This is a genomic window from Bremerella cremea, from assembly GCF_003335505.1.
In the GTDB taxonomy this organism is placed as follows: domain Bacteria; phylum Planctomycetota; class Planctomycetia; order Pirellulales; family Pirellulaceae; genus Bremerella; species Bremerella cremea_A.
Map to the genome: position 1 here is coordinate 559743 of NZ_QPEX01000011.1, position 23174 is coordinate 582916.

The window sequence follows — 23174 nt, forward strand, 5'->3', positions numbered from 1 at the left end:
CTCGCAGAAATTGCTTGCGAGGGCATTGTTCGTTAAAAACGACCCGGCTTGATGGTCACTTTGATCGGCTAACTTTGTCCTAGTTACAGTCTTCATGAGCGGCACCCAGCCAAGATTTACCGGAAGAAAACGCAGGCTCAAAACGCCTTGGAGCGTACGTTTTTCGGACGTCTTGTCGGAAGGGGTGATCACGGTTGGCGGAATCGGCACGATCGTAGCGGTTTGCTTGGTCGCGCTCGTGTTGGTCATGGAAGTCGTGCCACTTTTTCGGAGTGCCACGGTTCAGCTGCTCAGCGAACGAGAAACACCTTGGCGCGAAGGACAAATCGTTCACTTCGAGCTGAACGAGTACCAGACCATGGGTTGGCTGCTTACCCGGGATGGGGTTTTGCAGACGGTACGTCTGACTCCGCCGAGCGAGGAAGGCAAGGGGACCGAAGGCTCTGCGGGAGGGGCCTCGTTTGATGTGGTCCAAGAGATCAAGCTTGATACGGGGGCAGAGATAACTGCCGTTTCTACCTCGACCGGCAAGTCCGATATCGTGCTGGGCTTGGCAGACGGCACCGTTCGAATCGGCGATTTCCGCTTTGAAACAACGTTTGTCGATCCGATTGAAATCAAAGATTGGTTTACTGAGCAAGCTCATGGGCTTTCTTCCGCCAAGCTTAAAAGCCCTGGCGATACGGCCATTTTTAAAGATGGCGTGGTGCAAATGACCTCTCAGGGACAGTATCGCGTGCAGAAACTGGCTTGGTCGTTGGACGATCCGATTGAAGTCAGTGGTGCTCCGATTGCATTGCTCGATCACTTGCCCCAAAACAATAACAGCAGCGGGATCGGGCCGCAGGAAAACGTGTTTGTCGTGTTAACCGGCGACAAGCAGTTGAAGCTGGGGGTCGTGACAGAAAAGAAAAGCTTGCTGACCGGCAAGGTGAAGCGAAGCAGTGAGATTTATGATTTGCCGGCTGCCGATCACGTGAATGAGCCAGCGTTTGTGCTGCTGGCCGGGTTAGGCAACAACGTGCTGGCGGCGGATGCTGACGGTAACTTGGCACGGTTTAGCATTCGCGACTACGACGACATTCAATTGGCCGAGCAAGTCGATTTGTTACCAGATTCCGATGCCAAGCTGACTCGCTGCGATTGGGTATTGGGACGCGAGACACTCTTTTGTGGTGATAGCGAAGGGAAGTGCTCTGGCTGGTTTCAAATTCGCTTGGCTGATCGTCAAGACGATGCATTTGCTGAGCGAAAAAGCAGTGACGGTTTTGCGTTGATCCAAGCTCACCAGTTTCCGGCTGGTCCGGCGGCGGTATCTTCTTTTGGGGCCTCGTCGCGCAGTCGCATGTTTTTGGTTGGATACGAAACGGGAGCTTGTTCTCTCTTTCACATGACCACCGAGAAGCATGTGGCCGACCTTGAGCCTCTGGGCAGCGATGCCGTGAAGCTGGCCAGAATCGCTCCGCGTGACGACGGGATCTTGTTAGAGGCAGGGGGCAAGATGGCACACTATGCCCTCTCGCCTGGGTTCCCCGATATTACACTGACCTCGTTGTTTTTTCCGGTTTGGTATGAAGGCTATTCCGAGCCACTCAATATGTGGCAAAGCTCGTCCTCGAAGATTGAAGATGAACTGAAGTTCTCACTCTTTCCGTTGATCTCTGGAACGTTTAAAGCGACGTTCTACTCGATGCTGTTCGGTTCCCCAATCGCTTTATTGGCGGCCATTTATACCAGTGAATTCGCAACGCGGCGCACCCGAACCGTGGTGAAACCGGCGGTCGAAATGATGGCCAGTTTGCCCAGCGTTGTGCTAGGGTTTGTGGCTGCTTTGGTTTTCGCTCCGATTGTCGAGCAGATTGTTCCCGCATGTTTAGCGGCGGTATTCGTGGTGCCCTTTATGGTGCTGCTGGGTGGCTTTCTGTGGCAGTTGTTGCCGCAGCGCATCTCGCTCCGGATTCAGCCGTATCGCTTGTTCTTTCTGGTGCCGATGCTATTTGCGGGCATTTACTTAGCTTACCTGTTGGGGCCTGCGATTGAACGTTGGCTCTTTTTAGGCGACATCAAGTATTGGCTTGTACATCCTGAAAAAGGAAGCGGTTTGGGAGGGTGGCTGCTGATTCTGCTGCCAGCGAGTGCGTTGGCGATGCTGGCGCTAGACAGTTATGGAATCGCGGGTTATTGGCGAAGTCGCGTGGCCTTATTGCCTCGTTCGGTCTTTTCGTTGATCGGTTTTGGAAAGTTCCTTGCACTAACGCTGGCGACGTTACTGCTGGCGGTTGGGGTGGGAAGTTTCTTTGATTTCGTTGGCTGGGATCCGCGCGGGACTTACATCGGCGAGTACGACCAACGCAACTCGTTGATTGTTGGTTTTGTGATGGGCTTTGCGGTCATACCAATCATTTACACGATCGCCGACGATGCACTTTCGACGGTGCCAGCCCACTTACGGTCGGCCTCGCTGGGGTGTGGTGCCACGCCATGGCAAACCACCCTGCGAATTGTAATCCCTACTGCGATGAGCGGGCTGTTCTCGGCGCTGATGATTGGCTTCGGGCGTGTTACCGGGGAAACAATGATCGTGCTGATGGCTGGCGGCAATACGCCGATTGAAGATTGGAATATCTTCAACGGATTTCGCACACTAAGTACGAACATCGCGATTGAGTTGCCAGAGGCGGTCCAGGGAAGTTCACACTATCGCGTGCTGTTTCTGTCGGCGCTGGTGTTGTTCCTGCTGACCTTTTTGATCAACACGGTGGCGGAAGTAGTGCGGCTTTACTTCCGGAGGCGAGCGGTTCAGCTATGAGCGATGCCTCTTCCAGCCAAGTGAAGAAATACCGTCGTGTTGCTCGGCCAGGACTGTCGGTCTTGGCCCAAGGCGAGCCAATGATCTGGCTTTCCGGCGGGGCACTGACGATGGGCTTGTTGATGATCGTTTGTTTGTTGGCCTTAATCGTCTATCAAGGGATGGCCAGTTTTTGGCCTGGCCGGATTTATCGCGTTACCTTGAAAAACGGTACCGTGTTGATGGGTGAGTTGATAGATGAAGAAGACTACACCTTAGAAATCCCCGCGACCGCTGGCCAGCCAGAAAAGACCGAGGAAACCCATCGTTGGCAATACCGTACCGATAACTTCGAGTTCAGCGGAGCGCAAGGTGGGACCTATCAATGGGTAACACAAAACGAACTCGCGGACGAAGCCCCCACACTGCCAGAATGGGCGATGCTGTTCGAACGAAGCAAGCTGGGGCGATTCATCGGCATCCCTACTCGGTTTGAAATCTCGCTGCCACGTTCTATCGCGGCGGAAGAGGAAGAACTGAGTGCGATCGAGCGATTTTATGCCGCGAGCAAATCACGATTGATACCTCCCGAAGATCAAGCGGAAGCGGTTCAAGCAGAGTGGTCTGAGACATTGGCCAAGCTCGATCAAGAGCTGCAGCAGGTTGCCGCTAAGCTCAGCAAGGTTCAAGCCGAGAACTCGGCTGCTTTTGTGGCAGAAGAGACGCATTCCTCCGAGAACACGCAAGCAGTGCTCGCCGATGGCCAGACGATACCTTTAGCACAGCGGCAGGCAGGCCAGAACGTACTTGAAATCCGAGAAGTGGTAACCGGGGCAGCGGCAACCTACGCAGCCTATCAACAGCATCATGCTGAGGCTCGTGATCGGGTCCACGCGATCGATCGAATCGCGGAATTTGAAGTAGGGGAAGCCAGTCGTCAGCAGGAAAGGGCCCGGCTGCAACTTCGTGAGCAAGAACTGAAGTGCGATGTTTTCGTGGAAGGATTGGCCAACGAGATTTACAACCTGCAAGTTGAGCGAACTGCCATCGAGGCCGAGAAAGACCAAGACCTGCGGCTTGTACAAGCTGCAGCGCGGATCCTTGGCAAAGACTCGGCCATGGCCAAGTTGGGACCTACCTTGGTAGCGGCGGTGAACCTCGATCGGGCGGTCAGCGAAGATCGTATTCAGATCCGACTCGCCGAGATCACGGCCCTGCTAGAAGATGTGCCTGCAGCAGCAAGGCAGTCGGTGCATAACTACGTGGAGGTCCGCTTTCAAGTCGATCACAAGATTTCCACTTTGCAGGAACGCATCTCGCAAATTGAACAGCGAAATAACCGATATCGCATGTTTGCCGAGACCGCTCAGGGGGCTGAAGCGGAACTGAAGCTGGGAGAGATCGTGCGTGCCTTTCCTGCCAACCAGCTTGATTGGAGCGGCCGGCTCAAGATTTATTTGGCTCGCTGGGGCGAGTTCTTGCTGGACGATCCGCGCGAAGCGAACTCGGAAGGGGGCGTCTTTCCGGCGATTTGGGGAACGGTGGCGATGACAATGATCATGTCGCTGATCGTCGTCCCGTTCGGTGTCCTGGCTGCGCTGTACTTAAGGGAATACGCCAAGAGCGGGCCGATCGTTAGTATCATTCGGATCAGCATTAACAACTTGGCTGGCGTACCGAGCATTGTGTTTGGGGTGTTCGGCTACGGCTTTTTAATTCTGGTGGTAGGGGCCTATATCGACGGGGGCCCGGCCAATGCCAACTTGCCGACGATGCCTAGCACATGGTGGTGGCTCACAGCGACAGGCCTGGCAGTCGTGGCATTTTTGGCGTTCATGACCACTTCTTATTCTCTGGGCAGCCGCAAGGTGCTCACCAAACAACGCACGCCTCATTTGGGGATGATCAGCCTGGTGCTGTGGATTGTCGCGACCGGTGCCTTCTTTGCTTTGATCGCGTTTACGCCAGACTTTCATGGCTTCTATCGAACCGGACTACCGAATCCGACGTTTGGTAAAGGATGTTTGTTGTGGGCTAGTTTGACCTTGGCTTTATTGACGTTGCCGGTGGTGATTGTCGCAACAGAAGAAGCTTTGTCCGCCGTGCCCAATTCATTGCGGGAAGGATCGTACGGATGCGGGGCGAGCAAGTGGCAAACGATTCGCCGCATTGTCTTACCGCACGCGTTGCCAGGAATTATGACCGGTATGATTCTGGCCATGGCTCGCGGAGCAGGCGAGGTCGCCCCGTTGATGTTAGTTGGCGTCTTGAAACTGGCTCCAGAGCTTCCGATCGATTTGCATGCTCCTTTTGTTCACTTAGACCGAAGCTTTATGCACCTCGGTTTTCATATATTCGATCTTGGTTTTCAAAGCCCCAACAGCGAGGCGGCTAAGCCGATGGTCTTCACTACGACTTTGCTGTTGATCACCGTGATTGGCACTTTAAACTTCTTCGCGATCTGGTTGCGTGCTCGACTCAGAAAGCGATTTCATTCAGGCCAGTTTTAACCGAAGCACTCACCGGCAAGTCGCTTTCCTCCTTTGAGAATTTCTAACAACTTCATGAGTCAATCGCATTCAAGTTCTTCCGAAGTGAGCCGGCTGGAATTGATCGCCCAAGGGCAGGACTTTGCCCCGGTGATCCACGATGCCGTGCTGCGCGAAGAGAAAGTGCTGGAGATTAAAAATTTCAATCTGTGGTATGGCGACAAGCAGGCCCTGTTCAATATCAACATGCCCATCCCGCGTGGCCAGGTCACCGCTTTGGTGGGGCCCTCGGGCTGCGGCAAGTCGACACTGCTCCGCTGTGTAAATCGCATGAACGACTTGATCGATACTGTGCGGATTCGGGGCGATATCTTCCTGAACGATCAATCGATCTGCGACCCTGGTGTCGATGTGATCGAACTGCGAAAGCGCATGGGAATGGTTTTCCAAAAACCGAATCCTTTTCCGATGAGCATCTTCGAGAATGTCGTCTACCCGCTACGAATCGATGGCGAGCGAAGCCGAAGCGTGCTGGAAGGTGTGTGCGAGCATAGCCTGAAAGGTGCCGCGATTTGGAGCGAAGTGAAAGATCGCCTGCACGAAAGCGGCCTCAGTCTTTCCGGTGGGCAGCAGCAGCGGCTGTGTATTGCTCGAGCGATTGCCAGCGAACCGGAAGTGTTGCTGTTGGACGAACCTTGTTCCGCACTCGACCCGATCGCGACCGGCAAGATCGAAGACTTGATTCGCGAATTGCGAGGCGAGTATTCGATTTTGATCGTGACACATAACATGCAGCAAGCTTCCCGAATCAGTGACTATACCGCGTTTATGTATTTAGGCCGCTTGGTCGAGTATGGACCGACAGTCGATATTTTTACCAAACCGCAGTTAGCAGAAACGAACGCTTACGTTACGGGACGTTTCGGTTAGTCGTTTTCCTTTTACCTTGGCAAAGTCGAAAGTCAAACCGCATGACGCAGCATTGGATTCGTCAGATCGAGGAGGTTCGCTCTCATCTCCTTTCCATGGGTACCAGCGCCGAGGCTCAGGTCAGCGAGGCGACCCGCGCGCTGCAAGACCTGGACCAGACGCGGGCTTTGGAGGTGATTTCGGCGGACGACGATCTTGACGCGATGGATGTTGCTTTAGAGGAAGAATGTTTGCATTCGATCGCGCTGTTTCAGCCGGTCGCCTCTGACTTAAGATTGATTGTCGCAGCGATGTCGGTTGGGCACGAACTAGAACGCATTGGCGACCTGGCGGTGAATATTGCCGCTGGGGTTGTCCGCTTGCGAGATGCCGGGAAACAGGCTGGGCAAATCGTGTTGCCAGCTTGCTTGCAGCAAGCCAATCAGATGGCGATGGAAATGCTAAGGCAAAGCTTGGATGCGTTCATCATGCAAGATACGGCCCACTGTCGCCAGTTGATTCAGCAAGACCGAGAACTCGACCAACTCCACCGGGCCATCTTTCAATGGTTGAAGGAAGGCATACAGAACAACCCGAGCGATTTAGACTGGATGATCGAGATTACCAGCATCTCGAAACACATCGAACGAATTGCGGATCATGTGACCAACATTGCCGAGATCGTGATTTACTGGGTGGAAGGCGAGATTGTCCGTCACCGCCAAGTAATTTCTCCGGATGAGGAGTCCTCGTCATGAGCGTATCGAGCTTGCTGACGGCTGACGATCGTTGCTCGCTTTCTAGCGGAAGTGAGACCTGTGTCGCAACGTAGTATTCTTATCGTCGAATCACCTCGCGGGCCTTTGCAGACCGTGGCTCATAACTTGCAACAGACCGGTTGCCGGGTGTTTGTGGCTCAGGGAATGCGCGACGGGCTGCAGAAAGTGCTAGAGTACTTACCGGACGTGGTCGTGCTTTCGCAAAATCTGCCTGCCGACGATTTGCTGGAGCTTTGTCGCTCGATCATGCGTAACGTCAGTGATGAAACGGCCCCTGCTATTTTGATCGCCCCGACCGGAGCGGATCTTTCTAGTATTGAAGATCCGTCGCACGATTCGCGACTGGCTGAATCTCTGGCTTTAGATCTTCTCGCTCAATGCGTTAAGACACTGACCTTCCGAGCCCGGCAAACGAACGATACGCAATCGGTATTGGAATGCCACGGGCTGCGTCTTGACCCACGCTTCGCCGTGGTCGAGATGGATGGAAAGCGGCTTGATTTGACCCCCACCGAGTTTCGCTTATTGCAAGCTTTGCTCTCTCGGCCGGGGCATGTGCTCACGCGGGTCGAACTCGAAAATGCCGCGGTTCCCCCAGCGAAGGGAAGGGAATCAGAAATGCCTGGCGAGAATTCCAGCCGAACGCGCCGAATCGATGTTCATATCAAGTCAATTCGTAGCAAGCTTCGGCAAAAGAGCGTACTAATCGAAACGGTGCGTAGCGTGGGGTACCGCTTTCGTGAGCCGGCTTGGAATATAACCTCTTCTCATTAAAACAGTTACGTGAATTTGCCTGCCTCCCGCGAGGGGGTAGAGGCAGGCCGGTTGTTTCTGCCTAATCTGAGAATCAGCTACTTGCAGATGAACAAACGGTTAAGGTATCGTGAATCGCTCGTGGCGTTCCTTGCCGAATTTCTTAACACGAAGACAATTTAACTCGCCAAGGAAGTCGTGCTAGCACTGACGGCCTGAAATAGAGTCAGGCCAGAATGGATTCAGCAAATCCAAGGAAAAGCACGACGGAGTTACGTGCAAATCAGGGAGTCAACGAGGACCCCTCGACATGGAACGGATCTCCTTCCCGTGATGTTCTCTATCGTAATGGTCGATGAGAATGGAAGGAAGAATGAAATCATGGTCGGTTTGAAAGCGAATAACGGTTTGAACGAAAAGACACTCTGGGAACGGCGTGAGCTGCTGCGAAGCCAGCCCAATGTTCATTTTATTGAGCCTGAGCAGTTTTGTGCTTTGGCCGTTTCGTGCCGCAAGATCAGCCGAGCGGATGAAGGGGCAGCTGGGCTGAAGGGGCTGCACAGCGAAGTAGAAGACCAGTTCTACTACGTGGAAGAAGAGCGGCTCGATCAATACCGAGAAGGGGCGTTCTGCCCAAATGCTTCGCTCGAATTCGTCTAACGCACGATTTGCGTGAACAGCTTGCTTCGTTTTTTGGCCTCTCATAAACGCGAAAACCCATGCCAACCTGGGTGTCGGCATGGGTTCTGTGATTGAAGGGGCGAAGCTAGGCTTAGGGATTATCTGCTTCGGCGTCGGTTTCGTCGAAGTGGGCCTCTGGAGCGTGCGATCCACGCGGAATACGGACGCTTTCTACCAAATCTTGCACGTCGTCTGGTGGCGGACTGGTTAGTCGGCTCACAACCAGGGCCACAGTAAAGTTCAGGATTAAGCCCACCGCACCAGCGGCTTCTGGTTGCAGGCCATCTGGAATCCACTTGCTGCCAGTCAGCCAAGGGGTCATCAAGGGAGCAGCGGTTCCTAGAATCTTGTCCGAGCGACAGCCAATGATGTAGACCGCCGTGAAAAGCACGCCGACGACCATCCCGCTAATCGCTCCCTCGCGATTCATCCGTTTATCGAAGATGCCCAGGAAGATAATCGGAAAGAAACTAGCCGCAGCCAAACCAAACGCAAATGCGACCACCTGACCAATGAACCCAGGCGGATAGATGCCAAAGTAGCCAGCCACAAAGATCGCCCCGATAATCATGATCCGTGCGATCAGAAGCCGACGTGGCTCGGTAGCTTGTGGCTCGACGAAGTGAACATACAGATCGTGGGCCATTGAACTGGAAATCACTAGCAGCAGCCCAGCCGCCGTACTCAAGGCCGCTGCCAAACCGCCGGTAGCCACGATGGCAATCACCCACGGAGAAAGCTTCGCGATCTCAGGCGTCGCCAAGACGAGAATGTCCTTGTCGATTTTGACTTCGGCAAAGTTGCCGTCGACGTTCTTTAGCGAGAGGATGCCGTCCTTGTTCTTATCGTCGATGGTGATCAGGCCGGTCTTTTGCCAGTTCGAGACCCACTGCACCACTTCCTCCTTCCCTGCGTCGTTGACTTGATAAATGGGGTAGTAGTCAACATCGGTGTCTTTGTCGTGAACCATCTCGCCGATATGTGCCCCGTTCAGGGTTTCTAAAATCGAGTAGCGGGCAAACATGGCCAGCACAGGGGCGGAAGTGTAAAGCAACGCAATGAACAGCAACGCCCAAAACGCGCTGTAACGGGCCGCACGAACGTTGGCCACCGTATAAAAGCGGACGATCACGTGCGGCAGCCCAGCGGTACCGGTCATCAGGGCCAAGGTAATCAGAAAGACGTTTGTCTTGTCGTAGTTGGTAAACGGCTGCGTATAAGCCGCGAAGCCAAGGTCTTCCTGAATCTTGTTGACCTTTTCAGCGATGTCGCCGGTCGCGAAGCCAACTTGCGGAATGGGGTTATCGGTCAGCATGTAAGAAAGAGCAACGGTCGGAATTAGGAACGCCGCGATCAGGACGAAGAACTGCACGACCTGAGTCCACGTGATTCCTTTCATCCCACCCAGCACGGCGAAGACACCGACAATAAACATGCCGATAACGACCCCTTGCCAGGTTTCGACTTCCAGAAAGCGTGCAAACACGATCCCCACACCGCGCATCTGTCCGGCGACATAGGTAATTGAAATGAAGACCGCACAGATCGCAGCCACGATTCGTGCCGTTTCGCTGTAATAACGCTTCGCTACAAAGTCAGGCACCGTGTATTGGCCAAACTTACGTAAGTATGGCGCCAATAACATCGCCAGCAGGACGTAGCCTCCGGTCCAGCCGAGCAGATAGAACGAACCGTCCGAGCCAAGTGCGCTGATCAAGCCGGCCATGCTGATGAACGACGCGGCGCTCATCCAGTCGGCTGCCGTGGCGGCACCGTTGGCAATCGCCGGCACGCCTTGGCCGGCCACGTAGAACTCGCCCGATTCCTGTGCCCGGCTGGCCCAGCCGATGTACAGGTAGATCATGAACGTGATGATGACAAACAGAAAGGTCCAGGCCTGCGTCGAAGTGAAAGCCAGACCTAGCAGAGGTAAGGAATATTCTAGAAATTGCATGAACTACTCCTTCACGTCATGTTTGCGATCGAGATAGTCCATTACCAACGCATAGACCAGGATCAGTACCAGAAAGACATACATCGATCCTTGCTGGGCGAACCAGAAACCGAGCGGAAGGTTGCCGATCTTGTATTGATTGAGCCATTCGATCCAGAGAATCGAGCAGCCAAACGAAACAAAAGCCCAGATAGAAAGCAAGATTCCAATGACAATCAGATTCTGCCGCCAGTAGGCGACTTTGGGCACAGGGCGCGCAGGGGAAGGATTGCGCGGTGGGGTGGAGGACATGCGGATTTTCCAGGGGCTTTTTTTTGAAAAAAAGAGAAAAGTTGCCGCTAGGAAAATCGATTCCACTGCGTCTGTCAACTAGACAGAGCAAAGTTGCCCCCAAGAAGAGAGGCTAGAAGGAAGGGGGTGAAGAGCTGCAATTCGAGAACGATCCGGGGAAAGCGTATGCTTTGGTGTCCTTTCCCGATACATTCCGAGTTGCAGCTAGTTCCGCTCCATGGTCACTTGACCAATCATTGCCCAGGTAGCGACAAAAGCGACGCATAACCAAGCGTGGAGTAATTCGACAGGCATTGCTACGGTCCCAGCATTGTTGTGGTTTCGCGTGCCCATCCATGAGAGACTTCACCCATCCGTGGCTAGGAAAAGGTATCGACCAAACCGTTCACCATTTTTCTAAGTTTCTTGCTGCTGCGGTTTTACAGGATTAAACCGCACGCATGGCCCTGCCCAAGAAGGTGGTAGGGCCGGTAGGCTTTGCCCTGACGTATTTCCCGCGTAACGATCGTAGCGATGAGGCGTGATTTCCTAGTGTAATGGAGGCAAAGCCAAGCGCTTGCCTCGGTTTCAGCCAGAGAGATCAGGCCGGAATCAGGATTTCGCCCCGTCCCATCTGGGCCAGGTCGCCGTGGAACAGATCGTACTGCGGTTGCTTGAAAAGATGAGCCACTTCAGGAACTTCTAGCCGGGCACATTCTTTGGCTAACAACGGCATCATTGTCGGACGAAAGCGGCAAGCGTGCGCAAAACCTGCTAATAGGTCGGTGTGTTGGTTGCCGTTCAGGACGATCGTTCCTCGTCGCATCGAAAGTCCAGCTCCGCTGCCTGCTTTCCCGCCGATTAATATTGTCCCGGCCAGCATTTCGTAACCGGCATAGTCGCCGCAATTGTTGACGACGACGATCGTTCCCCGTCGCATCCGGTGTCCCAGTTCGTGGCCCGCCGAGCCCAAGATGAAGACGCTTCCGCCAGAGATCCCTCGTTTTTCGCCAGGCAGGGGGGCGCCAACTCGATTTCCGACGTTACCCAGCACCTTGATGAACCCGCCCTGCATCCCCTCGGCCAGGTTGTTGCCAACGTGGCCATGAATGTAGAGCGAGCCCCCCTTCATCCTTTGCCCAGCGTGGTGACCGACTTTGCCTTGGACGAAGAGCGTTCCTTCTTCCATATCGGCCCCAATATTGTCTGCTTTGGAAAGATCGCCAATGATCCGCAGCATGCCGTCGCTACGATCATCTTCCAGCACGATCTCGAACAGTTGCCCTAGTTCGACCTGGCGATTCCCTTCCCAGACGGTGACCTGGGCGACTTCAGCGGCGGTCATGGTTAAGAGCCGGGCCGGCAAGACACCTCGAAGATCGAGGCCGACCGTGATATCGTGAACAAGTCGCAGCTTCATAACGCATCAAGAATGAAAGGGAATGGAGGGAGCGTTTAATATAACGGACGCTGCCATCACTCGACATGACTACGGTCCCAATTTCGAAACGTGCGGCGTTGATTGTCTGCGGGGGAGAGAGCCGCCGCATGGGCAGGGCCAAGCCTCATCTTCCGTTTGGGAACGAAACCATGCTGGCCCGCGTGGTGCGGATTGTTTTTCCCACGGTCGACGAAGTCGTGCTTTTAACCGCCAAAACGCAGGAGCTTCCCGAGCTTTTGTACGATTACAGCGAATTGCCAGACCGAGTGGAACAACAAGGCCCGGCTGCGGCTTTGTACGAAGGAATGAAGTCGGTGGCTGGCTGGGCCGAAGCGGTTGTCGTACTGGGATGTGACTTGCCCCTGGTTACCGAAGAAACGATCGAATTTTTGTTCGCTCAATTACAAAACTACGAGGCGGTTATCCCGCGTTTCGAGGGCTTGCCGCAGCCGCTCGCAGCGGTCTATTCCGTGTTGGCTTTAGAAAAGCTAGAGAATGTCCTCTATTCGGGAAACCAGCGGTTGTTGTCTTGCATCGAACCACTGGACACCAATTGGGTCGATCTGCGCGAACTTCAAGCGGTTGATCCTCGGCTAGGAATCTTGCATAACGTCAATACGCCGGAGGCTTATCGCGATGCCCTCGCGATCGCTGGCCTGCGACATCCGCTAGAAGAGTGATCTTTTCGGTGGATCTTAACCCACAACAACTACCATCACCCAGGAAATCAATCGCATGGCTGACGCAGCTCAATGGGAATTAACCAAGCAACGAATCGCCGTAACCGATCAGATGTTTCGTGAGTTTATCGAAGGTTTGGAACCCGAACTTTGGTTTCGGATGCCTAGTGAAGGGGTGACGCACATTGCCTGGCAGGTGGGGCACGTGACCGTAGCAAACTATGGCTTGGGGATGCTACGAATCCGTGGCAAGCGAGCTGAAGATGCTTCGGTATTGCCGGAAAGCTATTTTGAATTGTTTGGCCGAGGCAGCATCCCTTCGAAAGATCAGTCGATTCATCCATCGGTCGAGCGGATGATCGAAATCTATAAACAGGTCAACGATCAGTTGCAGAAGGAAATGGAAGAGTACACGCTCGACCAATTGGATGAACCGAGCCTGCCAGAGCATCCGATGTTTAAGACCAAGTTCGATACGCTCCTCTTCTTGCCGTACCACGTGATGATGCACTTCGGACAGATGGGGCTATTGCGTCGGCTCGCTGGCAAACCGCCACTGCGATGAGCAACTTTCTGACCAAGCTTGAAACCGTGCGGCGATTCGCTTTTAGAGAGTGGATCGCCGTTTTGCTTTGGGGGTACTGGCTATACCTCTCTTGCTGCATTGATCGATTCTTAGTTCGTCAATTATTTCTGAAATTGGCTTGCGGAACCGTATCGGTTCAGTAATCCTATAATTGCTAGGAATTTCGCGAGATATCTTCGATTGGCCGTGTCGATTAAGTGGTTTTTCGTCGATGCCACGAGCGCGGCCCCGGCATACTGAATCATCCTTCGTTTCCTCTATCCAGAACATCTTGTTCTGCTGGAGTCGTACCGCATGTCGCTGACTACTACTTGCTCTCGTTTGTTGTTGAAGAGTTTGTTTGTTGCTTGCCTCAGTGCGTTGGTCTCGCCAGCGCTTGCCGCAGATGGCCAGCGTCCACCAAACATTATCTTCATCCTGGCAGACGACCTCGGCTACTCCGAGTTAGGTTCGTACGGGCAAGAAAAGATTCACACGCCCAACCTCGACCAGTTGGCTAAAGAAGGGATGCGGTTCACCGACTTCTATTGTGGAAACGCTGTTTGTGCCCCGTCGCGCTGTGTGCTGATGACTGGTAAGCATGGTGGCCATGCTTACATTCGCGATAACGGCGATCCTGGCAAGATGCTACCGGAAACGAAAGCCTTGGGAGCCGAGTTCCCCGGACAGAATCCCATTCCGGCGGAAGAAGTCACGATCGCCGAGATGCTGAAGCAAAAAGGGTACGCGACAGCTGCCATTGGGAAGTGGGGCCTGGGGCACTTTGGTTCTACAGGCGATCCCAACAAGCAGGGCTTTGACCTGTTTTATGGTTTCAATTGTCAGCGCCACGCTCATAACCACTATCCGAAGTATCTCTGGCGAAATCGCGAAAAGGAAGTGCAGCCGGGCAACGACCGGACGCTGAAAGGCGAAACCTATTCGCAATCACAGTTCCGTGATGTGGCGATTGAGTTCATCGAAGAGAACGCTGACAAGCCGTTTTTCCTCTATCTCCCTTTCGCCGTCCCACACCTTTCGATCCAGGTGCCAGACGAGGACTTAGCTGAGTACGCTGACATGAAAGAGGACGATTACAATCACAAAGGTTACCTGCAGCATCCCCAGCCACACGCCGGATATGCGGCCATGATCAGCCACATGGATCGCGACATCGGCAAAATCCTTGATACGGTCAAATCTCTGGGCTTGGAAGACAACACGGTCGTATTGTTCAGTTCTGACAATGGCCCCACCTACGACCGGTTGGGTGGAAGCGATTCCGATTTCTTTGTTTCATCAGCCAATTTCAAGGGCTTGAAAGGAAGCTTGTACGAAGGAGGCATTCGTGTGCCGTTAATCGTGCGTTGGCCAGGCAAGGTGAAGCCTGACAGCGTGTCGGATCAACCGGCTGCCTTCTACGATTTGATGCCGACCTTTGCCGAAATCGCCGGTGTGAAAACCCCGAAGGGAATCGACGGAATCAGCTTGGTGCCGGAACTGCTAGGCAAAGATCAGCCGCAGCACGACTACCTCTACTGGGAGTTCCGTGCTTACGGCGGGCAGCAGGCGGTACGGATGGGAGACTGGAAAGCGATTCGCCAAAACATGATGCGGCCTCGTCAGCCGAATGCCGGGAAGTTGGAACTGTACAACTTAAAAGACGATCCGAGCGAATCGAAGGACGTCGCTGCCGAGCATCCGGAGATTGTCGCCAAAGCGGAAGCCGCCATGAAAGAGGCTCACACGCCGTCGAAGCTGTTCCCGATTCCGATGCTGGGCGACCCGAAGTAGGCCGGCTTGCCCCAAGCAAATTGAAAAATGCTTAGGCAAAAATCTCTCGCGTTGATGTCTGGAAGGTCAGCGCGACGAATAAAAGGTACTGGCCCACTGCTTTTCGATAGTGGGCTTGGTTATCACCTTGGGAACGCTCTTGGTTGATGTTGGGCTACGTGCTGGCAGTTGCGGCTTTAACAAAAATAGCGGGCTAGCAGCCACTTTTGCCTAAATTTGCTCTTTGAGGTCGGCCTCGATTTGGTTAGCCTTTGAAAACTTTACAAGTCGGCGATACGAATTCCTCAGGCTGAACGGATTGATGCCGGGGTGCGTATCGAAACGGGCTACAGTGCTCCGACAACCCAGCAACCACAAGTGGGATGCACTGCGGCGAAATAGGAATTAGGTTTCCGTTGACCAACGCATGAGGCGCCGGATCGACTGGAACCACCCAATCTTGGAGCCTGCTAATGAGCATGGATGCTCGCGCGATTCGTCGTGCTTCAGTGACGCTGTTCGTTTGGACATTGCTTTTGGGCGTTGTCTCGGCCGCTGGGGTTCGCTCGGCTAATTTTCTGGTCAATGCCGACGATCCACAGTTAGCTCGCCAGGTCTTAGATTCGGCAGAGAAATACCGCCGCGAATTGGCCCTTGAATGGCTTGGCCACGAGTTGCCTGCTTGGTCGCACCCTTGTCCCATCCGAGTGACGGTTGGCGGTGGAGCTGGCGGCGAAACGAGCTTTGCTTTCCATCAAGGCGTTCCGTTTAACTGGAACATGAAGATCTTTGGTCCGCGCGATCGCATCCTCGATAGCGTGTTGCCGCATGAAATCTTGCACACGATCTTTGCGACACACTTCGGTTGCCCGCTGCCACGTTGGGCCGATGAAGGGGCCTGCACGACGGTCGAGCATTTCTCGGAGAAGGACAAGAACACGCAGCTCTTGTATCGCTTTCTGAAGACCGACCGAGGAATTGCTTTTAATCGCATGTTTGCCATGCGGGAATATCCAGCCGACATTTTGCCGCTGTATGCCCAGGGCTACTCGTTGGCTCGCTTCCTGATTGGCCAGGGAGGAAAGCAGAAGTACATTCAGTACGTGGGCGAGGGGATGAGAACCAACAATTGGACTGCAGCTACTCACAAATTCTACAGCCACCCGAACCTAAGCAGCTTGCAAGTCGCTTGGTTGGATTGGGTACGCGATGGGTCGGACGAAGGAATGATCGGTAACTACTCGCCTAACGTAGTTGTGGCCAGCAACGATCAGCCCAATCCCGTTGCCGTAGTCCGTGGTCAAAGTCCTTCCGCACCTGGGCCGCAAGTCGCTTCGGCTCGCCAGGCCGGCGAGGCCCCACTTCCGTTAACTGGCCCCTTAATGCCGGTCAACTACGAGCAAGACATCACCCCGCGTGAGCCTGGGGTAAGTGGCGGATTCTATTCCAATGGTGGCCACCCCGCTTCGGCTGAGGGCGATATTCGGACTTCCTCGTTGCCAACAGAACAACGTCGCGGAGCCCAGCCAGTTTCAGCTACTCCGGTTTCCGCCAAGCCAGCAAGTGCCCCGACGTTCTATCTGCCAGGGGGAACCTCGCTCTATCGCTAATTTACCACACGAACCACACGTGATCGAAGCGACCGCCATGGGAAACCTGGCGGTCGTTTTGCGTTCTTGCGTGGCGGACAAAAGGGCTTAGCCCGGTGGCCAAGTCATCTTGCGGCCACCTAGCAGGTGGTAGTGCAGGTGGGGCACTTCCTGCCCGCCAGCTTCCTTGCAATTAACGATCACACGGTAGCCATCTTCCAGATCCAAGTCGCGGGCCAGGTTTCGGATGACAAGCCACATGTGACCGATGAGGGCGGCATCTTCATCGGCGATATCATCCACCGTAGGAATTTCTTTCTTGGGAATGATCAGCACATGGGTCGGCGCCTTAGGGGCGATGTCCGTAAAGGCCAGGCACAGATCGTCTTCGTAAATGACGTTGGCCGGGACTTCCTTGTCGATAATGCGTTTGAAGATTGTTTTCTCGGGCATCGGTTTGCCTCTTTTCTGGGGGGGACGACTCAAGGTTTCAGGCTACCAGTTCTTCTTGTGGCAGTAGTGCTGGTAAACGAAATTTTCGCACAAGCGTCTGACGATGCGAAGGGCACGCAAACCGGCACTCGACGAGCAAACCTAAAGTAAAGCGAGAACTTAGGTTCCATCCATGCCGATCGATGCTAAGTAACCTGCCCAGCGACAGCAATGCTAGCTCGGTAATTTGAGTGAACTTAGGCGAAAAGAGATGCCGAAACGGTTATTAGGAGAGTTTGGGAAATGCGGCAAGATGCGTGCTTCCGGTGCTCTCGCTACTTTCAAGGTTGGGCATTTCGCAAGGATGCGAGCAGGCCGACTTGAAATCTCTTTCGATATTTGGACGCAAGGGGGAACGCAGGATGCGCTGCTGCGGACTAGTCCTGAGCTTGTTTTTCATCGGGACCGCTACGCCACTTCTGGCCGAAGAGACTCGTTTCGTCGAGCGTGACGGAATCACCTATAAAGAAGTCGTACAGACGATCAAGAAGCCGGTCAACGAAACGACCTACCAAACCCATACCGAAAAGTTCTACCAAGAGCGGTTTACGACCGACATGCAAGAGTCGCAGCGGGCTTACTATACGCCGGTAACCGAATACCGCTGGGAAGCTTACACGCCGTTCACGATCAATCCGTTTGCCCCGCCGCGGGTGGCGTATCGCTGGGTTCCGAAAACTCGCTGGGAACAGCGGACAGAAACGGTTCGCACACCAGTCACCCGCCGCGAGTTGGTGCCTGCGGAACGAACCGTTTCGCGACCGGTCACCACATTGCGGATGGTGGAAGAAGAACGGGTCACGCGGATCGCCATCGCTCCTCCAGCGCAGCCGGCGGCCAGTGTGGCCACGCGAACCACGATTGGCGGGGTCTCGAACCTGCAGAGCGATCCGCCGCGAATCGGGACAACCTATCTCGGCCCGATGCAAAACATGCGGCGTTAAGCATCCACCTGATTTTCATCCCAGGCCCAAGCTGATCAGGGCACTGGGATGGTTCTTAGCAAAAAAATCGGCTCAATGCCGGTCCGGCGGCTGCCTGAAGGTAGCAAAACTGCGGGTCTTACGTTCGCTAGAGTCGTTCGCCAAGCCCGCGAGACCCCATCTTCTGTGCCTTGGTAATTCCCAAGAGGAACGAAAGAACGGCTCGTTCTGCAGTAATTGTAAGGGCCACGTAATCTGCGCGGCCGCTGTTCTAGCGGAACTGCGCGATGTGCGGGCTGTTCTTGCTGTGCCTAAAACGACTGATGTAACTCCGCATCAGAAAAAGGTTTGCCTTCGCTAGCATGCCCGCCGATATCTACCCATGTCCCAAGGCGATATGGAATGCAGGCACTTAGGAGGCATTGAAGAATATGGCAAAGAAAGACACCTTCCGCGTGGTTACCCGAGGAGCCAACGGCGAAATCCGCATCAAGGATTACGACTCGGCCGAGCCATTGTTGAAAATGCACTCTCAGGTTGGCACCGAAGATAGCAGCACCGATTTAGCATTGCGGGGAATGCCCGTCTTCCGTGGCCTGATTGGCCCGATGCCGGAAGGAAAGACGATCATTCGCTACGAGTCGCCAGAAGTCTTTGAAACGTTGACTAAGGAATGGGGAGCCGCCAAACCGAAGCGTCGCCGTCGTCGTACTGCTAATGCCGAGCCGACCACCGCAGAAAGCTAACGCCAGCTTTGCCAGCAAACTGCCTTTGACCTGGGTGCCCATGCACCACCAAAACATCTGATGAGTCACCCTCCCGGGCGTCGCCGCCGCTTTCCTGTTGTCGGCGGGCGACCCTAAGCGAGAAGCGCGGATCACGGGTGATTGAGAAATATCGAATCGAGAATTCTCCAGGACTGGGTATTGGAGAGATTCTCTCCTTTACCCTATTTCTCAATCACCCGGCGCTCTCGCCGATCTAATTCTTCCGAGGGAAAATCGCATCCTTAGCATCGTCGATGCTTTTATTGTGCGATCGGAATACTGTCATCAATTTCGCTCTAGTCGTGGCGTTGGATCTCTGTCTATAATCCGCGGCCATTGTCCAATCAGGACATGTTATTCCGTTCCTAAGAGAAACGCAGCGTCATGCTGGCACGACTGGTACAGGGAAGTCCCGGCCGACAGCACATGGATGTCCTGCTCCGTCGCGTGTTATTTTTCCTCACGCAGCGGTGTGCCATCCTTTGTGCGCTAGTCGCCGTACTGCTCGCACCTTCACAGGGTGTTGCTCAGATCGATGCTGCTCCGACCGAAATGATTCGTAGCACGCTACGGATTGCCTGGGGAGGGACGACCGAACGACGCTGGAAAGGTTCGGTTTCGCTGACATCTGGCAAGGTTCGTTTGGTGAACTTGCTTGGCATGGAAGCAGATGAGGCCCGGGCCGTGTTGCCCGTTCAAGGCCGCATTGAGGTCAACCATCTATCCCCACGCATCTATGATGGTTTCGACATTCAGATCGAAGCCCCACCCAATGCTCAGCTGACAATCCAGCTTTCGTCCAACCCGAACGAGCCGATAGTCCCCATTTCGATCCCGATCCGTTCGCTGATGCAGCAGCCTTACCAGGCCGCTTTAGATGAAGCGGGGGCTCGGATTCTGGTGCAACGTACTCCGGGCGATGTCATCCGAACGGCACTGAGCCGTGATCATCTCGTCTTTTCACCCGAGGAATCGCTACGGGTGGGTTTGAGTGCTTACCGAACCAACTTCCCGCCAGGTACCAACGTTCAGGCATCGGTCAAGTTGCGACCGTCGCGGGCTACGTCGATTGTGTATGAAAAAACAATTGATGCGACCGTTGATCCACAGGGGAGTATTAACCTGGGCGACGCCCTTGATATTCCCTTGCCGGAAGAAGAAGGGGTGTACGATCTGTTTATCAGTTTGACCGAGCAGCGATTGACGAGCCTGGTTTTCGCGTCGAAGCCAACCTATCAGCGGACATTGCAATTGGTGGTGATCGATCCTGAGTTGCGGTATCAGTCCCCTGAAGAAGAGCCGCGACCGGTTGCCTCCTTCGATCCTTCGGCGGTCGATTGGTGGCCGCGACTATCGAAGTTGGCTTCTTACTACCCATGGCAGAAGTCGAAAACCTCGGAACTCCACAACAACTTAACCAAGACAATCGAATACCTCGGGCGGAAATGGCAACAACTGGAACCTGGCGGGTGGCATGCCTATCCGTTGCCAATTGAAACGCTTGGTTCACCGATGATTGTGGAGGTCGAGTATCCCTCTGATTTGCCGCAGAGCTTGGGGATCAGCATTGTGGAACCTGATTCGGCAGGCATGATCACGCCAATCGGAATCGATTCTGGGGTCGAAGTGTTGCCGCCTCAACCAGGGGAGAAGCCGGGCGAACGGAAGCATCGACTCGTTTTCTGGCCGCGCAGTGCGACGGCAATGTTGCTGTTGACCTGTCGAGATAAAGACAAGCCAGCGACGTATGGCCGCGTCAGCGTGTTGGCTGGCCGCCCCAAGATGCCAGAGCTAACCAGCACACCAGAAGATTCGGTCGGCTTTGATTCAGGGGAACGTCTGGCGATCGCTTTCTGGGACAAACCGCTATTTGCCAAGGGCTTTGGCGCACCGGAAGACTTAAATGTCGCGTCGAATCGCTCGCTCGAAGATTGGCTGACCTTCTTAGAGGGAAGCAACCGAGTCGTCGAACACCTGAAACGTGTTGGTTTCAACGCAGCTTGTATTAGCGTGATGAGCGAAGGAGGAGCCCTCTACCCGAGCCCTTATTTCCGTTCGACACCTAAGTTCGATAAAGGCCTGTTTTTTGACGACGGCCGCGATCCTTTCAAGAAGGATGTGGCGGAACTCCTGTTTCGTCAATTCGATCGCGCCGGTCTACGTTTGATTCCTGCGATGGAATTGAATGCTCCGCTGGCGAAGCTCGAAGAGGCTCGCATTGATTCAGCCGATCCGAATTTCGTCGCGATGCTAGATCACTTTGGTCGACCGGCGATCGATGTCCAAGGAGCCTCTGCCAGTCAAGGCAACTACTACAATCCGTTGGACGAAGACGTGCAGCAGGCGATTAGCGACATGGTGCTCGACTTTGTTTCACGCTATGGGCATCATCCTTCTTTCGCGGGGATCTCCATTAGTCTCGACAGCGATGGCTATGCCTTGTTGCCAGGTCCTCAATGGGGAATGGATAACGAAACACTCGTTCGCTTCGCACAAAGCTTGCCGGCGGTTCAGCAGCAAATGTTCGCCAACTTGCCGAACGATTTGAATTCTCGCCGTGACTGGGTATTGCAGCAACAATGGGATGCGTGGCTCAAGTGGCGTGGCGAACGCATGTTTCAATTGCATGCACGCTTGGCCACCATTTTGCGAAGTGCCAACTCGAACGCAGTCTTGTACCTGAATACGGCTGGTTGTTTTCACGGATCACATGCCAAGAAACGGTTGATGCCAGAGTTGCCGCGGGTGGTCTCGACGAAGGATGTGCTGTTAGAGCTAGGAATTGATGTTCGGCGATACAAGACCCATCCGAACATCGCCCTGTTAGAGTCCAACTTCGTGCGTCCTCGTGGTAATGCGAAACGAGCCCCTTGGTACGCCAACTACCAGGCTGCCATGGAAGATGAAGCTTCGTATGCCGACGAAGACAATCGCGGTGTGCTTCACTTTCATGTGCCAGATACGCTGCATGTGGCTGGTTTCGACCAAGCGAAGCCATTTGGACGCGACGGCAATTACACTTGGTTGGCTTCTCAGTTTGTGGGCTCTGGAGCGGCGGTGCGTAAGCCTTTAGTCGAGCATCTGGCGAAAGAGGATGACTTGTCGGTTTTCTTTGGCGGCTGGATGTTGCCGATGGGGCAAGACGAGGCACTGCACGAGTTCTTAACCATTTACAAGATGTTGCCCGCTGGCAATTATCATCGCTTGCAAGTTCCTCAGTCGCAGCCGTTGGTCATTCGTAAATTGACAACCGGTACCGAGACAACGCTTTATTTTGTGAACCCCACCCCTTGGGATCTCAATGCGACGCTTACGGTTCAACTGCCTAGCAACGGAACGATTACCCCGTTGGCGTCGAGTCAGATTTCGCGTGGTCAGCAATCGAAAGGGGAAGGGCAGTGGAGCCTTTCGGTGCCCGCCTATGGGCTGATTGCTTGCAAGGTGGATGTCTACGATGTGGCGATCTCTGGGGCAAAAGTTTATTTGCCGACAGGGGTCATGCGATCGATGAAAGAGCAATTAGACGAGTTGGCGTTTCGCGTTCAAAGCATCCGTTCGATTGCTCCGGTAGCGATACTTGAGAACGGTGACTTTGAACAGCCGCTGGCCGGGGGCGATATTCCTGGCTGGAAGACAAGCAGCCAGCCGGGAACTTCCGTTACACTTGATAAGCAAAAGATTTACGAGGGGCAACAAGCCCTGCGACTCAAAAGTGCTGGGCCGGTCGTGTGGGCACGAAGTGAAGAGTTTCGCGTGCCGGATAGCCGCCGGTTGATGGTGAAAATGCACTTGCTCAGCGAAGGGCCGCCAGAGCAGCCAAGTTTGCGGATCGTTTACGATGGCTACGTCGGAAGTCAAAACGTTTATCTGCATGTATCAGTGGGGGCCGAGACTGGTTATCCGTTGCAGGCATCGTGGAGCGAATTCGCTTATCCCATCGTCAATCTCCCGCCAGACCTAGAGAAGGTAAAGGTGGGTTTCGACATGATGGGGGCGGGCAACGTGTTGGTCGATCGGATCGAGATTTATGACTTGGCTTTCCGCGAAGAAGAAATCAAAGAACTCAATAAGTTGGTCACGTTGACCTATTCCAAGTATCAACGAGCGGAAGTGGGCGACTGCTATCGGCTGCTCAACAGCCACTGGGTCAAGTTCCTGGAAGGACATGTGCCGATCGCTCCGGCGCTTGCCCAGCAATTGCAAGAGAATCGCGCCGCTGGCTTGGCAAAGCGGAATGTGCCCAAAGAAGAGCCACCCCAGCAAAAGACATGGCTCGATACCTTCCGCAGCTACACGCCTCGTTTCCCCCGTTTTCAGTAAC

Annotated in this window: 17 protein-coding genes; 13 read left to right on the forward strand and 4 right to left on the reverse strand. The window is 54.2% G+C overall.

Annotated features, from left to right (window positions below; genetic code table 11):
• Positions 1-94: 94 nt before the first annotated feature.
• The 6 genes from DTL42_RS09540 to DTL42_RS09565 all read left to right on the forward strand — a co-directional run bounded on the left by DTL42_RS09540 (position 95) and on the right by DTL42_RS09565 (position 8378).
• A complete protein-coding gene (locus tag DTL42_RS09540) occupies positions 95-2809 on the forward strand; it encodes an ABC transporter permease subunit (protein WP_114368463.1) in 2715 nt (904 codons plus the stop codon).
• The gene (locus DTL42_RS26725; RefSeq protein WP_234824144.1) at positions 2806-5298 is read left to right on the forward strand and encodes a phosphate ABC transporter permease PstA; all 2493 of its coding nucleotides are present in this window, start codon (positions 2806-2808) and stop codon (positions 5296-5298) included. Before DTL42_RS09540 ends, DTL42_RS26725 begins: the two co-directional genes overlap by 4 nt.
• A gap of 54 nt (positions 5299-5352) precedes the next feature.
• Entirely contained in the window at positions 5353-6207 is an 855-nt protein-coding gene (pstB, locus tag DTL42_RS09550; protein WP_114368464.1) for a phosphate ABC transporter ATP-binding protein PstB, read from the forward strand.
• A gap of 41 nt (positions 6208-6248) precedes the next feature.
• Positions 6249-6944, forward strand: coding sequence for a phosphate signaling complex protein PhoU (phoU, locus tag DTL42_RS09555; RefSeq protein ID WP_114368465.1), 696 nt, complete (start codon positions 6249-6251; stop codon positions 6942-6944).
• Between the two features lie 60 nt (positions 6945-7004).
• Positions 7005-7739, forward strand: coding sequence for a response regulator transcription factor (locus DTL42_RS09560; protein ID WP_114368466.1), 735 nt, complete (start codon positions 7005-7007; stop codon positions 7737-7739).
• Positions 7740-8048: 309 nt separating this feature from the next.
• Positions 8049-8378 (forward strand): hypothetical protein, encoded by a 330-nt coding sequence (locus DTL42_RS09565; protein ID WP_147274218.1) that lies wholly within the window; start codon positions 8049-8051, stop codon positions 8376-8378.
• Positions 8379-8490: 112 nt separating this feature from the next.
• Here the strand turns inward: DTL42_RS09565 and DTL42_RS09570 are convergent, their stop codons facing one another.
• The 3 genes from DTL42_RS09570 to DTL42_RS09580 all read right to left on the reverse strand — a co-directional run bounded on the left by DTL42_RS09570 (position 8491) and on the right by DTL42_RS09580 (position 12043).
• The gene (locus tag DTL42_RS09570; protein WP_114368468.1) at positions 8491-10353 is read right to left on the reverse strand and encodes a sodium:solute symporter family protein; all 1863 of its coding nucleotides are present in this window, start codon (positions 10351-10353) and stop codon (positions 8491-8493) included.
• 3 nt (positions 10354-10356) lie between these two features.
• On the reverse strand, positions 10357-10644 hold the full coding sequence (locus DTL42_RS09575) for a DUF4212 domain-containing protein (RefSeq protein WP_114368469.1): 288 nt from the start codon (positions 10642-10644) through the stop codon (positions 10357-10359).
• 580 nt (positions 10645-11224) lie between these two features.
• Positions 11225-12043, reverse strand: a complete 819-nt coding sequence (locus tag DTL42_RS09580; protein WP_114368470.1) for a formylmethanofuran dehydrogenase subunit C — start codon at positions 12041-12043, stop codon at positions 11225-11227.
• Positions 12044-12108: 65 nt separating this feature from the next.
• Between DTL42_RS09580 and mobA the strand changes: the two genes are divergently transcribed.
• The 4 genes from mobA to DTL42_RS09600 all read left to right on the forward strand — a co-directional run bounded on the left by mobA (position 12109) and on the right by DTL42_RS09600 (position 16692).
• A complete protein-coding gene (gene mobA, locus DTL42_RS09585; protein ID WP_114368471.1) occupies positions 12109-12744 on the forward strand; it encodes a molybdenum cofactor guanylyltransferase in 636 nt (211 codons plus the stop codon).
• Positions 12745-12799: 55 nt separating this feature from the next.
• Entirely contained in the window at positions 12800-13309 is a 510-nt protein-coding gene (locus tag DTL42_RS09590; RefSeq protein WP_114368472.1) for a DinB family protein, read from the forward strand.
• Between the two features lie 315 nt (positions 13310-13624).
• Positions 13625-15103: an arylsulfatase gene (locus DTL42_RS09595; protein WP_114368473.1), complete on the forward strand. Its 1479-nt coding sequence runs from the start codon at positions 13625-13627 to the stop codon at positions 15101-15103.
• A 452-nt stretch (positions 15104-15555) separates the two neighbouring features.
• Positions 15556-16692: a hypothetical protein gene (locus DTL42_RS09600; protein WP_114368474.1), complete on the forward strand. Its 1137-nt coding sequence runs from the start codon at positions 15556-15558 to the stop codon at positions 16690-16692.
• Positions 16693-16779: 87 nt separating this feature from the next.
• Here the strand turns inward: DTL42_RS09600 and DTL42_RS09605 are convergent, their stop codons facing one another.
• On the reverse strand, positions 16780-17124 hold the full coding sequence (locus DTL42_RS09605; RefSeq protein WP_114368475.1) for a histidine triad nucleotide-binding protein: 345 nt from the start codon (positions 17122-17124) through the stop codon (positions 16780-16782).
• 401 nt (positions 17125-17525) lie between these two features.
• Here DTL42_RS09605 and DTL42_RS09610 point away from each other — a divergent pair, with 401 nt between their 5' ends.
• From DTL42_RS09610 to DTL42_RS09620, 3 genes are all read left to right on the forward strand, one after another.
• Entirely contained in the window at positions 17526-18107 is a 582-nt protein-coding gene (locus DTL42_RS09610; RefSeq protein ID WP_114368476.1) for a hypothetical protein, read from the forward strand.
• A 410-nt stretch (positions 18108-18517) separates the two neighbouring features.
• The gene (locus DTL42_RS09615; RefSeq protein ID WP_114368477.1) at positions 18518-18832 is read left to right on the forward strand and encodes a hypothetical protein; all 315 of its coding nucleotides are present in this window, start codon (positions 18518-18520) and stop codon (positions 18830-18832) included.
• A gap of 405 nt (positions 18833-19237) precedes the next feature.
• The gene (locus DTL42_RS09620) at positions 19238-23173 is read left to right on the forward strand and encodes a family 10 glycosylhydrolase (RefSeq protein WP_114368478.1); all 3936 of its coding nucleotides are present in this window, start codon (positions 19238-19240) and stop codon (positions 23171-23173) included.
• Position 23174 lies beyond the last annotated feature (1 nt).